Genomic DNA, 14,962 nt, shown 5'->3' with positions numbered 1-14,962 from the left:
GCTTTACCCTCATACGAACAACCTCCGGCTAATTTCATTGTATTTTCTTAGCCTAAAAGTGTCCAACTTAATTAGGGGGCTTTATAGAATTGTTGCACGAAATACAACATCCAACAGCTTTGAGAGAAGATATCACCTAAATTGTTGTACAGCGTACAACTTTCGCTCCTTTCGCTGCGAAAAAAGACGCACAGGCTTCCCTTATTGCCTCTATCCTCCAAACCGGAAACCTGAAAACCGTCAATAAAAACACTCACCATACTTTTGCTGCAATGATGTATTTCATCGTTAGATTCAAGTTGATGTAGCATTACGATTGCTGCAACGATGTTTTATATCGTTACGAGGGAGATTGGACGAATAACTGTTCATAAAAGGTTGATGGAATGATGTTTTACATTGTTGCAAGGGAGCTCTATCATCATTTTAGTGCTGTAACGATACTTTTCATCATTGCGTCACAGGTCGGCAAACTCTGTGTGTACTGCCTAACTTCCAGATAACTTCGACTACTTTTGGGACAGCCACTCTTCTATAGGTTTGTACTTTTCGAACTATAACTATCCGAATACTTCGTATCCGTCTTCGCCCATACATCTGCATACTCCTGATGGCGCGTGAATTCTTGCAACGCGAATGAGCATGAAGGAATGATTTCCCTACCTTTCTCACGGGCTTCATCCACTACAAAATCAAGCAGCTGTCTCCCTAAATGACGACCACGAAAGCGAGGATCAACATAGATTAGGTGAAGCATTTCCCTTCATTAACCTATTTATCAGAAGATGAATCATTTACTGTGGACTTGCTCCATCCATTCCGTAGCTACATCAACCGCTTGTTTAAAACTCTCTCGCCCGCGGCTAATCAGCGCTTGCTTCGCTTTATCATATTGCCCTTCCAGCATCCATGCTGCATTTTGATCCTTGATCACACCAAAAGCATCCCACGCAGAGCGCAACGAGGAGAAGTATTTTCGATCACTCGCCTCTTTCAACTTACTTTCCAGCTCTTTCATACATGTTTGTAAAAGCACCTCTTGTGCCACTTTTTTCTGGTACCAATCGGCTATTTTTTCGGGATTCCTCGCTTCAATCAACGAAACCATGATCGCTCTCATGCCCGTCGCACATTCCATCCACTTATCCAAATCTTTCTGCAGGGCATGAGAGTGCTGGAGTGAAGGCAATTTAAATTGCGAAACTACCGAGCGTAAGGAAAGACTGCTCCTTGTTGCTTCTTGAATACTTTCATTCATCCCCAAGATATTCTGAAGCTGAACATCAGCAGCAGCCAAAACTTCTTCACTCCCAGCCGCTACTTGTTGAATCATTGCTGACGTTTGATTAATCGAATTTGCAATAGACAATGTATTGCTGGTAACACCTTCTAAGCGACCATCTACTTCCTGCATGTCCCCCAAAAGTTGATCAAGAAACGTCTCCATCCTTTCATACTTACTAACTGCTCCTTGCAATGTATGCGCTCCTGTACCAACCGTGTCCTGCATCTGGTGAATCGAACCTCGCAATCCGTCTGCACTAGAAGTAACCGTTTGGATAAGTTCTTGTATGTTAACCGTTTCCTGCTTCGTCTGAATGGCCATTTTCGAAATCTCTTGAGCAACGACTGCAAATCCCTTTCCCTGTTCTCCTGCACGCGCCGCTTCGATATTCGCATTTAACGCTAACAATTGGGTTTGTTTCGAGATATGTTCGATTAGAATGGTCATGTCTGCGATCTTCTCAAGAGCTTTATTCAATTCATCCATTTTCACATAGATTTGCGTGCTATCCTTGGAGATTAACTGCATTTGTTCCATCGCTGCACTCATTTCAACTCTGCCGGAGCTTACTTCTCCCAAAAATTGAGTTGATGATTGGACGATAGCACTGTTGCTATCTTTAACTCCTTCAAGGAAGATGTGGATAGGATGGATTTGATCTGATATGAACTGGGCATGTTCGGAGGTATCCTGCATACCTTCAGCCATTTCCCGCATCGTTGCCGTTATTTCTTCTACCTGCACAGTAATCTGAGTTGACCTCGTGCTCGTATCCTCCATCTTGTGGTAAAGCTCACTCGACGATTTATCGACGATTCGGATGAGAGATTTCAAACTGCGAATTGTTTTTTTCAACGTACTGATTAATGATTTCTCACCAACAACAGGGGCACAGTTCATACTGAAATCACCTGTAGCCATTTTTAATAAATCCCCATGAACCTTTTCATACGATGATGAATGAAATAGTTTGAACAAAGTGGTTCCTCCTTTTTACACATGAAAAAGCCTATCCCATCACAGAAACTGTAACGGATAGGCTTCGTTGCCGACTAGAACATAAAAGAAAGAAATGTTAGATTTTCTACGTGATCACTTCTTTGTGATGGTTCGATTATATAAAAAATGTTGCCATATGTCAATATATGTGACATAACCATCACATCAACCGGAATACCTTATTCATACATAGGCTCAAGCGTCACAGATATGACCTGCTGTCTGGCCGAATCCATACTCTGCAAATCAATCAGATACACAGTCTCGGTATTCCCAGAATGATCCAAATGTTCAGCAGTCTGAATCACTGCATTCAATTGGTGGGCTTCATATACAAGTCGAAGCTTCCGACCTTCACTTGCGCTTAAAATGATTTCCCCTTCCTTACCAACTTCTGGCGGATAGAGGGTAATGAAACGCTCTGTAATCGATGTTGGAGATTCCGTGAATTCATAGCTGTCCGTTATCGTTAATTTGCCTTGCAGCTTATCCAAATCGAACAATCGCTCCAACTTGTGCAGATACGGTACGTCATAAGCTTGCCGCAGATCCATCAGGAATCGATCTCTTCCATCCTGAATACTCACTTCCACTACCTTAGAGCGATACGACTCTCCTTCACTTTGAAAGCAGCCATTGATGATGGGAACACTATGCCCAGCCGAGCTGTTGCAAAGAATCGAATAACGTACGTCGCCAAAATATTGTCTTGTATATAAACCGGCACCAAGATCCTCGAACCACCTGACGCCGTCCACTACCCAGACGAAATGTCCGATATCATTATGATTATGCGGTTCCGCATTATGTCCGCCTTTGGCAGCAAAGCTGATGAGTTTGCCTCCCACCTGACACCGGCTAACCATCCATTCGGCTTCTTGAAGGAATTCTGAGCGAAGCGGAAGCCCTTCCCTTTTTTCCAGGAGCGAATAGTCCGTCCAAGCCAGATCACGAAGTGCCGTAGCGAAGCGGCCGCAGTGATCAATTGAATTCGAGCGATGCGACAGTGACGGCGTACGGAGTTGTTCAATCCTTTGGCATAGACGGCTGAATAAGCCGGTCTGAATGCCGCTTGTACGCGAGCAATCGGAGAAATTCGCCACATGATTCTCCTGTAGAAAACAGAATTGAGGGAACTCCGCAATACGCTGGGCTTTCTTTTCATCCAGAAGCAGATCGACCTGTCCACCTGTACGCTGCTTCAGCAGCTCAGCAAAATATACGTAATAACCGAAACCATAGTACCAGTAACCGAGGCCTTCGAGACACGCCCCCTCTTCGGTGAATCCTTCAAGGAAGCACTCCATCGCTTCAAAAACGCGATTTAAGACAGGCATCAGGATTCTCGAATCCTGAATCATATAAATAGCAGCCATTCCGATGCTTCCTGCGCATACTGCCGACCAGTTATTCGTTGCTGTCTCCCACCCAAACACTTTCTTGAGCAGCATATAAGGCTGCAGTACTCTTCGCATGACCTCGTGGCGTGCACGTCTAACAATCTGTGGATCAAGTCGATCCTTGAACAAATGACAAATCTCGCTCAACGCATGTGCCGTCTCGGAAGCGAACAAATCTACATGTCTTGGCGCCTCATCTTCTGCTTCGGGATCATGAACATTCAGGTGTGCAGGCAAACACCATGTGTATTCGTCGCATATGGCCCAGATGATGTCCTCGAGTGCAGGAATGAATGCAGCATCATCTTCCGTTAAAGCAGCGATTGCAAAAGCAGCAAGCCGACGTCGACGATCGAAGTACAGTTTCTCGAACTCTTTTCTCGATCCATTTACTTGAAATAACCGAAATGCGCTGAAGGGCAGCGCCTCGATGGGCTTCGTGAGAAATTGGGCAGCTAACTGCCGGATTTCTATCCGGTGTGCAGCAAGCAGCGGATTGTCCATACCTGAGCGAATATCCACAGATCGCGTTCTGACTTCTTTAAAAAGGGAAGCATGGTCCTTCTCTGCAGCTTGCAGCGCTTCCAACAATAATCGACTATTCAAGTGGACACCTCTTTTGGGTTTGTTATCTTAAAACCCACTATAATGAATAAGGTGTTTATCGTCTAGTTCATGAATTTACTTTTTTGGGTAAAATATTAACCTTTTTCGTGCCTCATTGGCCCGCCTAACCTGCTGATACCGTGATTGCGGCATGGCTTTGCGGCGAAGGTTCACTTCTCCAAACCGAACTTGGAAGCTCTCTGCGAAGGACAGGTGCTACTTCAGTCGCAAATCGTTCAACTTGTTCACGCTGTTCTGCTTCAGTTAGCCCATCCACACTAATGCTTACAACTTGATGCCCAAAGGCCGCATGGTAATTCAGGATTTTCTCAATGACTGTTTCGGGGCTCCCTATGAGCGCAGAACCATTCTTGATAGTGTCCTCCAAATCCTTGAATGGAGATTGGTTATGCTGCGCTGAAGCTGTTGCATGCAAGGCATCATAATAAGGGCGATAACGCTTGATCGCTTCTTCGGGCGTATTCGCCAGGTATAAACTACCGAAACCTGATCCAACAACGGCCTTATTGGGATCATGACCATAATAGTCTAGCCGTTCGCGGTAGTGGTCGATCAGCGCCTTGTACTTAGCTTGGGGATGAAAGGTATTTGATGAAAAGATCGGCTCTCCATGTTTCGCAGCCAACTCTGTGGATCGTGTACTTGATGCGCTGCCATGCCACACTGGGATTGGTTTCTGGAAAGGTCTTGGTTCAGTAGTGACATTGTGAAGTGCTGGACGATACCGCCCTTCCCAGCTGACATTTTCCTCATGCCATAAGCGTTTCAGTAGCTCATATCGCTCAGCAAGAGATTCCCATTGTTCTTCCTCGGTTATTCCGAATAGCGGATAGTGGCGAGGATCATTCCCTTTCCCAATGATCATTTCCAAACGCCCTCCAGAGAGATGATCAAGTGTGGCATAGTCTTCGGCCACACGAACAGGATCTAACACACTTAGAACCGTTACCGTGGTTAATAAACGTATACGAGAGGTTCGAGCTGCAATGGCAGCTAAAACGACTGGCGGTGAAGAAGACTGGAACGGCGCGCCATGCCGCTCACCTACTCCATAAGCCTCAAAGCCAAGCTCTTCTGCCAGTAATGCCTGCTTAATCACATTCTGAAATTTCTGCTGAACCGTTAATGTTTCCCCAGTCACAGCGTTAGGAAGATTCATCATTAGACTAAATAAAGCAAATTTCATCTTACGCATCCCCCACAATACACATAATATTAATCGGATTTATAACATGGATAAATTTTAGCATCACATGGTTTCATCGTCTAATAGGTTCTTTCTATCCAAACTTTCAAACATTCTATATAGAGTCGATCTGTTAAATGAAGAGAATTTGCAATTTCTCACAATTTCCTATATATTTTTATATTGCTGATTAAAAAAATATTATATATTTCGGATAATTTTACAAAATTAGTCTTATTCGAATGAGGAAATGAAGAGGTGCACGACAATGACATTGAAAAAAACTACAGCAGGACTCATTTTACTTACCGTGATGTTGACAGGAGCAGCTTGCTCTTCCAATCAACCGAAATCATCGCCAAGCCCAGTAGCCGCAGCTACATCGAACACAACCGCTGCTCCGCAAGCAACTGCTGAAAGCCAAGATGCCATTAATATGAAAGGCTATATAGCTGCAAGAATCGCTCAGGAGAAAGTGGACTTCCTCTTTGCGGAAGCCAAATCCACCGATGGCGCGTTTATCCTCAACCCTAAAGCGGCAGACGGCAAAGAAAAAGCTGTGAAATTTCTTTCCAGCTATTTCGATACTGCTATGGCTGATAAATTAACTGCGCATTACCTAACTGATCAAAAAGTGGATAATGCTATCGTAACAAACAAACAATCGTTCTTCACTTCTAACCTTCTTGCAACGAAAAAAGAAGATATTACGTTTGACGCGTCGAATTCAAAGGATCAAGTTAAGTTCACTACCAAAGACGGTGTAACGTATACGACCAAAAAAGCAAACGACAAATTCGTTGTCGCTGATGTTCAATAAGAACAACATAGCTGGTCCAGACTCATGATCAGGTAAGTGTCAAAAGTACCGTCAGGGAAGTTTCGAATCCTGACGGTACTTTTGTGTTCTATGTTATACCTCTATAATTAACAGACTCCACACATAAAGCTTAGGTACGGTAACACAAAGAATTAATCCGCGTTCGGTGTCCTCAATTGTATAGATTAAATCATGCGGTCTGCCCATCTCGACATCCGGGCTAGCTGTGAATACATGCTTAACCGGGCCATCGATTTGAATTCTCACTCTGATTCCTTCTACAGGCGTCGGCTGTAATTTACCTTCATTCCAGTAATCCTCTGAATTATTTGTGAGATTAATAAAGCTGATGACCCTATGTGACTCATTCTCCCTAACAACCGTCCAAACTTTATTCGGTTCTCCATATGTGGAGAAAGAGACATTCTCAAACACATACTCCAAATTATCGCCCTGCACATGCGTCATTGATACGTCGCGCAGCGTTGAATCCTGCAGCAAATGCACATATCTTACGAGAAAATCGTAATAATTCCTAATATTTCTCATAAACACATCGCTTACAATCGTATAGTCGGCATAATATCCCTGCGTGAGAACACCATTGCGCTCACCTAACAGCAGATGATAAGCGCCGTGAGAGAAAATAATTGCTGAAAGCAGCAGTGCAGACATGTGAGCCTTCTCAATGGTTTCCTCTGACTCCAAACGAAAAGGCTTCAAATAAGCAGCCAATATGACTGGCTTTCCTTTGCCCAAGTGATTGGCCCAAGCAATCACTTGCTGAATATGATGATACTTTTCATATGGATTCCATACTTCGATGTAGATGGCATCCTGCTCAGCCAAAGCGACGGTATCAACCGGCCAATTCCCGACATTGTTGAAAATGAGACAAACATCGTCTTTAATCTGGTCTACGGCCTGACGGGTGTTACGTATAAGAATCGGGAATTGCTTATCGAGCCGCTCGACTTTCTGTTTCCCGCCAAGCATAGAAATACCCGTTTTGGGATATCCGTAGGTATCCATATGAATACCGTCGAAATGGACGATTTCGATCGTTTTTTTGTATTCATCAATAATATGCTTGTGCCAAGGAGATTCTTCATTGATATTCATGATGGAGAAGATGTTGATGAAGTCAACAACATGGCCATTACTGTAATATAGCGCCCACTCCGGATGCTCCTCGCAAAAGGCTTTGCTTGCCGCATAGATAGCTCCATAAGCAATCGCCTTCATCCCATAAGAATGGCATAGCGCGATTTTCTCCTTCACGACCTTCAGACTCAGCTCTCTCCCCATTAAATCGGTAAACACATCTTGGGGAGGCACGAGATCATTATGGCGGTACATCCAATCATAGAATTGAACTAAATTAATGTGCAGCTTATTAAGGCTGGCAACATCAGTCGTATCACCTTCTTCACGAGAATGAAAATCGCTTAGGAAGCCATAACGAGGTGATTTCCTCCAGTCGGAGACCACATCAAAGCTACTCGAAAAGTGCTGCGGCTCTGCTCCGTCTTGAATAAGTTCAACATCAACGCCGTACCCTTGAAAATCCGAATCAAAAGATGTTATTTCAACCACATGGGTTGAGCTTGAATTCGGCTGTAAAGTAAGATCAAGTGAACATATCTTTATGATCCGGTTCGAATCGAGAATTTTGATATCCAGATGAATTTGAGCTTCATGTTGTGCCGGGTTATCTAGTTCAATTTCAATCGAAACGGGTTCATTTGTAACAAATTGCGCCTTGCTTGCGAATATGTCTTTTATTTGTGGGAACATACTTCCTCATCCTTTCACTGCCCCAGCAGTTATACCTTTGACAAAGTATTTTTGGAAAATTAAAAATGCGATGACAGCAGGAGCTAGACCAATTACAGCGGCAGCAGCCATGAGGTTCCATTGGGCACCGTACTGTTGAAAAAACATGGACACGGCTAGCGGAATCGTTCGCATCTCTTGGCTTGTCAGGAAAAACACCGCTTGCCCATAATTATTCCAGATCGCCAGGCCCTGCAAGATGACTACCGCAGCTGTGACTGGACGAAGAAAGTGGAACGTGACTCGCCAAAACGCAGTGAACGGTGTACAACCGTCAATAATTGCTGATTCTTCAATTTCACGAGGCAATACTTTAATGAAGCTGGCGTACAGGAACACAGAAAAAGGGATACCGTTGGAAGCCATTAGTAAAATCATGGCCCAATGAGTATTAATACCGCCAATCGACTTCATGAGTGTATACAAAGGCACCGTTATGATAATCGCTGGAATCATCATACAAATTAGCAAAACGTGAAACACGATCGCATGGAATTTGTTTTGATGCCTGGCTATCGCATATCCCGCACAGCTGGACACAAGGATTATCAAAAGTGCGCCGCCTATTGCGATAATCAGCGAATTGCCAATGGCTGCACTCATCTTAGATACTTTCCAGGCTTGTGAAAAGTTAGCAAAATGGAAATCGGGAAACAGCACAAAGCCATTAAAAAGCGTGCGCGAAGGCGTATTTAGAGCCAAATAAAGCAAGATATAGAACGGAATTAAGGACAGCAGCGCCATAACTGTCACTAAAGCATATTTGCTAAACACTCGAATCAAGTTCATAACGAAGCCCCCTTTACATTTCGAACTCTCTTGTTTTAATAAATTTCATAAAAATAAACACAGGAATAATAATGAGAGCGAATAATATCATAGCAACTGCTGTTGAGTAACCGGTAAAACTGCCATACAGCATTCTCAAAATGTATATACTAAGCGATTCGGTGCTGTAACCTGGTCCCCCATCGGTTAGAGCAATGATAACTTCGAATACAGACAACGAGCCGATTATATTCGTCACAACATTAATTTTGATAGATTGCACAAGCATCGGGATGGTGATGTACCATAACGATTTGGCATAGCCAGCCCCATCGATTTCACACGCCTCATACATCTCTTTGGGAATCGATTGCAGCCCTGCCAAATAAATAATCATGGTCATGCCCACAAACTGCCATACGTTAATCAGAATTAGAACGATGAGAGCAGATTTAGGATTACCAAGCCAATTGCCGCTAAGTGCGCCTAAATGTAAATTTTGAAGGAAGTGATATAGGAACCCGCGATCCGGCTGTAGGATAAAGTACCACACATACCCCATGATGAGTGGGCTAATAACGGCCGGCAAATAAATGATAGCTCGGACTACACTTTTACCTTTGAAGGAACGATCCAATACCAACGCATACAAAAAGCCGAATAAGTTAAGCAGCGGAGCGCTTCCCAAAGCAAAGAGAACAGTAGTTGCCACATCTTTTTTGGCACGTTCATCTTTAAAAAATTCAACAAAGTTCTGAAACCCAATAAATTGAGGCTGAGATATCCCATTGGAGTCGGTCAGACTGATTCCGATCCCCTGGGTCAACGGATATATGAAAAATAGTCCAAATAGGATGATGGCAGGAAGCGCCATTAATTTGTGCAGGTTGTTCCCTAGCTTATGCAGTATTTTCATCCATCTCTCTCTCCAATCATCGCAATAGACCCGGATTAAGCCGAGTCTATTGCATTTAACTCTGGCTATTCTCGTAGGGCTCAGCTTAGTTAGCCTTACTTATGTGTTGCTTTCCAGGCTTTATCCCAAGCCGTTTGGTAAGCTTTTGCAAAGTCAATCGTTTTGGTGTATTTGCCTGCCAGTACATCTTGAACCATTCTTCCTGCATCATCGCCAGAGAAGCCAGACGGTGTATCCGTGAACGGAATGTTAACACCAGTTTTCAAAGCTTGCGAAACTTGATCTTTCAATGGACCCCAATCTGCGGATACATCCGTGAATGCAGGAGGCGATTTTAAGAATTCGCTGTATGTTTTCAGGTTCTCAGGCTTGATCAGAAATTCAAGGAACTTCTTCGCTTCTGCTGGGTGTTTGGACTGGGAAGTAATTGCGTATCTAGAGTCGTCTGCGGAAAGCACGACCGGTTTAGTGCCATCTTGGATGGACGGATATGGACTGAAGCCGATGTCATTTTGAATATTCGGATTAATTTTTAGCAGATCGCCCAATACCCACATACCTTGACTGATGATCGCTGCTTTACCAGTTGCAAAAGCCTCTTTTTGATTATCATAAGTAGCTGTCAATGCGTCACCGTTCATCAGTCCAGCGCTTTTGAGCTCAAGTAGTCTTTTGGCAAATGTATCAATGGAACCATTCTCTGCATCGAATGCCAATTTATCAGATTCATTATTGATGAATGCTTTACGGGATCCGTTTACACCTAGGGTCTGTTTGATGATACCGTGAGGCAAGAACTCAATGAAATGACCCAATGTCCAGGACTCTCTACCTGCTATAAAGATAGGAGCGACATCTGGTTTCTTATCTTTGATCGTTTGTAAATTAGCTTTGAATTCGTTCCATGTTAAAGCTTCTTTCAACCCAAGTTCATTGAATATTTTTTTATTATAGAATATACCAGCCGTTGTAACGTTCGTCGCGACACGGAACTGCTTACCTGTTTTCACGTCTGTGGACAATTCCTTGATGGCTGGGAGAACACGGGACCAGAAAGCTTCGCTCGAAAGATCCAGATATTTTCCTTGGTCTATATAATCCTGCTCAACGACCGTTGTGATATCTGGAATATCACCAGAAGCGAACTTCACTTTGATCACATTACTTGCATCTTTTTGATATTCTTGTTCAACAACAATACCCGGGTTTTCCGAATTGAATTTCTCGATCATCGTGTTGATCAAATCAACCGTTTCCACTTTTCCTGTGAAAAATTTAAGTTTTACAGTTTCTTTGGGTTTGCTCGTTGTTTGTGCAGGTGCAGTTGTAGCTGGCGCATCTTTTGGCGCTTCAGTCGTTTTTTGGCTGCATCCGGCAACGATCCCGCAGATCATGATGGAACTAAGCAGCATACTCATCTTCTTAGTGTTCATAGATATCCTCCCTTTATCGTATCCCGCTTTATTCTTGGTTACAGTTTTATCATAAGGCGGATTGAATCGACGAGATACACCGCATTTTTTAGATCAAGGTACGATTTTTACAGATCACGCAAAAACAGATTGCCCTCTATAATGGCAGCGTTTACACTGAATTCAGGGGGGAGATTATATGTATCGATGGAAAAATTACCGTGAGTGGAGCATCAAGAGAAAATTGCTTGTCTTCTCCGCGCTTTTCATTCTTGGATCCGTATACTTAGAATCGATCCTTTCTTATTCCAAGTATACGAAGGATTTTGAAGCGCAGTCCTCCGATAGAGTCCAACAAATTATTGAGCAGGTCTCCTATAATATCGATACGTACCTTGACGATCTGTTTCGGCTTTCCTTGTCGCCTTATATGAATGATAGCGTCATGAAAGCCATAGAAGATAATCCGAAGAACTCCGATTATGAACTTCTGCAGAAACGCCGCACGATCGAGGGCTATTTGGAAGAAATGATGATTTATCCCCGCAAAGATATTAACCGTGTGTTCATATTAACGGATGATGTGTATACCAGTGGAAGAATTCCTATCAGCGTAGACACAAAAAGCCGTTTTCAAGAATTCGATTGGTATAAGCAAGCCATGACAACACAGGATTCCATTTTCGTGCCGACGCATACCCAGCAGATGGTGAAAAACCAAGGACCCAAGGTGTTCTCCATCGTCAAACAACTTAGAAGTACACGCAATACAGAGAAAATACTTGGCGTTATTAAAGTCGATGCGAACTACAAAGGCATTGAAATCATCTGCGATAAGGTTAACTTGGGAATTGACGGAGGCTTGTTCATTATTGATGAGAAACACAATGTGATTTACGGCAATACGAAGAATTTGAATGCCCAGAAATTTTATGAAGCTATACAAAAAAGCGGTAAGAATATGCTATCCGTTCAGGATAACAACACCCCTTATTTGCTGAATGCAACTCTTTTACCTAGATCAAATTGGACCATTCTTGCCGTAAGCTCGTTGACAGAGTTAAATCATAAGGCCAAGGAAACAAGAAATTTCGGCTTTTGGATGGCGCTGGTTTGTTCAGCCCTGGCTTTTATCTTGCTTTATTGGTTTATACGCAAGCTTCTGGCGCCGCTATTCACTATTGTACATTTGATGAAAGAAGTAGAGCAAAGCAATTTATCTGTTCGTTTTCCCGACCTCAGAAGAGATGAAATCGGATACTTAGGTACCTCATTTAATCGGCTTGTCTCTAGAGTAAGTGAGATGTTGGAAGAGAATACACAGCTCGTCAAGAAAGTGTACGAAACGGAACTGCTGCAAAAAGAAGCACAGGTTCAAGCTTTATATAACCAGATCAGACCTCATTTTATTTTCAATACGTTAAATATGATCTCGATGTTGATGCAAACGGGCAAGCACGAAAAAGCCGTGGACCATATCCACAAGTTAAGCGATTTGATGCGCAGCATAACCATGTGGGATAAAGAAATCCCGCTCCAGCGTGAACTCGAGCTTCTTCAAGCTTATCTGAGTATCCAAAGCAGCCGATACGAAGGAAGACTCGACTATTCGATCCAGATTGACCCTGTTCTATATGATCGGTTACTCCCTGCCCTGCTCTTTCAACCGATTGTAGAGAATGCAGTCATTCACGGATGTGAAGCTCAACGCGAGAAAACAACCCTAACGATTTTAAGTGAAACGAAAGAAAAGGAGATACTCTTCACCATACAAGATACCGGGAACGGAATGGGTAACGAGACATTGGCTCAGCTCCGCCGTAAGCTGGAGCGGTTAGAGATGGAGGAACCGGTACCTGGAAAGACGGTTCGTGATGGTCTGGGGATCGGTCTTATCAATGTGAATAAGCGTATTAAGCTAAAATATGGTCCCGATTATGGATTAACCGTGGACAGTGTGCTTAATGAAGGAACGACCGTTTGGATCCATTTGCCCCGTTATGGGCCGGAAAGGAGCAGATAAAAATGAATAAAGTCATGATTGTTGATGATGAGCCGTTGGTCCGCGAATTTTTGAAGCTGCATTTTAGTCAAAATCATCTCGATTGGGAAGTGGCTGACGAGGCCATGGACGGTCAAGAAGCATGGGAAAAGCTGCAGGAACAGCGGGTCGATCTCGTCATTACCGATATCAAAATGCCTGTGGTTGACGGGATGGAGCTGTGCCGCAGATTATCACAAACGGATCAGCCGCCGATCGTATTGATTCTCTCTGGCTTTGACGAGTTCTCTATGGCGCAGGGAGCAATCCGTTATGGTGTTCATAGTTACTTGCTGAAGCCAGTGGTTAAAGATGATCTGATCGAAACGATCAAACAGATAACCGATCAGCTGGAGCGGAAATCCCGTGAGGAGCTTGCTTTTCTCGCAATGAAAAATATAAGCAAAGACAGTCAAAGCCAAGTGGTGAAGCAATTCTTGAAAGCATTGGTAAGCGACAGCAGTGTGGAGATAAAAGCGCTGTATCCGCTCGTGTTTCGACTGAAGGTACAGCTGATTGAAACCGAAGGTATGATTATGGTGCTTGATTTGCACGAGGATCAACTTGCGATGAAGGGTATTCCGTTCAGCGATAAATCGATCTTTCGATTTATTCTGAATCAAATCGCGAGCGAATTATCCGAGGAAGGCGGAGGAATGGGATTTGTATTCTTGGATGAAGAACAGAACACTTGCATTCTTGTGACGGGTGAAGACAAAAACCATATCAAACAAAAATGTAAATTGCTATATGAAAAAATATCCTCTGTGATGCTGACAAATACAGGAGTCACCGTGTCTGGCGCTCTAGGCTCCTTTGAATCCGAATTATTTCAGCTGCAAGCCTCTTATCAGATCGCAAGCAGGAATCTTCACTATCGTCTTTTTTTAGACGGACCTACTCTGTTCGACGAGCTTACTCTGCTTAACGAACAACCACGCCTTACCGCTTTGGAGTATACAATGTCCTCCATCCAATTCGCTTTACTGGATCATAACGAAATCGTTTACTCTATGGCTATTAACCAATATGTCGACAAGATGGAGGCCTACAGCGTATCCAGCATACTTAAATTTGGCATTTATTTGATCCGAAGACTGGCCAAAGGAACGAATGAACATCGAGGAGAAGTCTTGGAGAGAGCCTACCGGCACCTCCAGAAGAATTCTCAACAAACAAGCGTACAATGGACAAATGAATCCACCCTTATCTTATTCCGCGAAACACTTGGTTTTTTTACCTCAGGAAGAAATGAGGAACCGAACCCAGTCAGCGAACAAGATATTGTCAGCCGCGTCAAAGCCTATATCTACGCCCATTACTCCGAGCCGCTGAGCTTAGCCCTATTAGCTGAGAAACTAGGCATTTCTTCCGGATATTTAAGCCAAATCTTCCATAAAACCGTGCAGGAATCCTATATCAAATTTCTGACACGTGTTCGAATGGAGCAAGCTGCCAAGCTGCTGAAAGCCGTTCCTCCGGAAAAAGTATACGATGTTTCTGACAAAGTCGGCTACGTCAGCGTCAAGCATTTCTCCCATGTATTTAAACAGCACTATAACATGCCGCCCGGTGAATTTCAGGAAAAATACATGAGTACTCAACGAGGGAATTAAACGCCGCTCGTTATCGCATCAATTTCTTTCAACTCATTTTCGATACCACGAGCGAT

General features: G+C 43.5%; 11 protein-coding genes. 3 read left to right on the top strand and 8 right to left on the bottom strand.

Features of this window, described 5'->3' with window-relative positions:
• Positions 1 to 532 precede the first annotated feature (532 nt).
• The 4 genes from ASG85_RS39900 to ASG85_RS17005 all read right to left on the bottom strand — a co-directional run bounded on the left by ASG85_RS39900 (position 533) and on the right by ASG85_RS17005 (position 5,497).
• Positions 533 to 757, bottom strand: coding sequence for a GNAT family N-acetyltransferase (locus ASG85_RS39900; protein WP_060647135.1), 225 nt, complete (start codon positions 755 to 757; stop codon positions 533 to 535).
• Between the two features lie 33 nt (positions 758 to 790).
• Positions 791 to 2,263: a methyl-accepting chemotaxis protein gene (locus ASG85_RS17015; protein WP_060647134.1), complete on the bottom strand. Its 1,473-nt coding sequence runs from the start codon at positions 2,261 to 2,263 to the stop codon at positions 791 to 793.
• Between the two features lie 200 nt (positions 2,264 to 2,463).
• Positions 2,464 to 4,290 carry a heparinase II/III family protein gene (locus tag ASG85_RS17010; RefSeq protein ID WP_060647132.1) on the bottom strand — a complete coding sequence of 609 codons (1,827 nt, stop codon included), beginning with the start codon at positions 4,288 to 4,290 and terminating at the stop codon, positions 2,464 to 2,466.
• 124 nt (positions 4,291 to 4,414) lie between these two features.
• The gene (locus tag ASG85_RS17005) at positions 4,415 to 5,497 is read right to left on the bottom strand and encodes an LLM class flavin-dependent oxidoreductase (RefSeq protein ID WP_060647130.1); all 1,083 of its coding nucleotides are present in this window, start codon (positions 5,495 to 5,497) and stop codon (positions 4,415 to 4,417) included.
• Positions 5,498 to 5,765: 268 nt separating this feature from the next.
• Between ASG85_RS17005 and ASG85_RS17000 the strand changes: the two genes are divergently transcribed.
• Positions 5,766 to 6,317: a hypothetical protein gene (locus ASG85_RS17000; protein WP_060647128.1), complete on the top strand. Its 552-nt coding sequence runs from the start codon at positions 5,766 to 5,768 to the stop codon at positions 6,315 to 6,317.
• Positions 6,318 to 6,410: 93 nt separating this feature from the next.
• Here ASG85_RS17000 and ASG85_RS16995 read toward each other — a convergent pair whose 3' ends face one another.
• The 4 genes from ASG85_RS16995 to ASG85_RS16980 all read right to left on the bottom strand — a co-directional run bounded on the left by ASG85_RS16995 (position 6,411) and on the right by ASG85_RS16980 (position 11,270).
• Positions 6,411 to 8,114, bottom strand: a complete 1,704-nt coding sequence (locus tag ASG85_RS16995; protein ID WP_060647126.1) for a glycoside hydrolase family 66 protein — start codon at positions 8,112 to 8,114, stop codon at positions 6,411 to 6,413.
• Positions 8,115 to 8,120: 6 nt separating this feature from the next.
• Positions 8,121 to 8,942, bottom strand: coding sequence for a carbohydrate ABC transporter permease (locus tag ASG85_RS16990; protein WP_060647124.1), 822 nt, complete (start codon positions 8,940 to 8,942; stop codon positions 8,121 to 8,123).
• 13 nt (positions 8,943 to 8,955) lie between these two features.
• Positions 8,956 to 9,837 carry a carbohydrate ABC transporter permease gene (locus tag ASG85_RS16985; RefSeq protein WP_060647122.1) on the bottom strand — a complete coding sequence of 294 codons (882 nt, stop codon included), beginning with the start codon at positions 9,835 to 9,837 and terminating at the stop codon, positions 8,956 to 8,958.
• A gap of 95 nt (positions 9,838 to 9,932) precedes the next feature.
• The gene (locus ASG85_RS16980; protein WP_060647120.1) at positions 9,933 to 11,270 is read right to left on the bottom strand and encodes an ABC transporter substrate-binding protein; all 1,338 of its coding nucleotides are present in this window, start codon (positions 11,268 to 11,270) and stop codon (positions 9,933 to 9,935) included.
• 178 nt (positions 11,271 to 11,448) lie between these two features.
• Here ASG85_RS16980 and ASG85_RS16975 point away from each other — a divergent pair, with 178 nt between their 5' ends.
• Both ASG85_RS16975 and ASG85_RS16970 read left to right on the top strand, forming a co-directional pair.
• On the top strand, positions 11,449 to 13,272 hold the full coding sequence (locus ASG85_RS16975) for a sensor histidine kinase (protein ID WP_060647118.1): 1,824 nt from the start codon (positions 11,449 to 11,451) through the stop codon (positions 13,270 to 13,272).
• Positions 13,273 to 13,274: 2 nt separating this feature from the next.
• Positions 13,275 to 14,906 (top strand): response regulator transcription factor, encoded by a 1,632-nt coding sequence (locus ASG85_RS16970; RefSeq protein ID WP_060647116.1) that lies wholly within the window; start codon positions 13,275 to 13,277, stop codon positions 14,904 to 14,906.
• Positions 14,907 to 14,962 lie beyond the last annotated feature (56 nt).

It is taken from the genome of Paenibacillus sp. Soil724D2, from assembly GCF_001427935.1.
In the GTDB taxonomy this organism is placed as follows: domain Bacteria; phylum Bacillota; class Bacilli; order Paenibacillales; family NBRC-103111; genus Paenibacillus_E.
The sequence above is the reverse complement of the archived record's forward strand: the minus strand, read 5'-3'. Positions and strand labels throughout refer to the sequence as shown.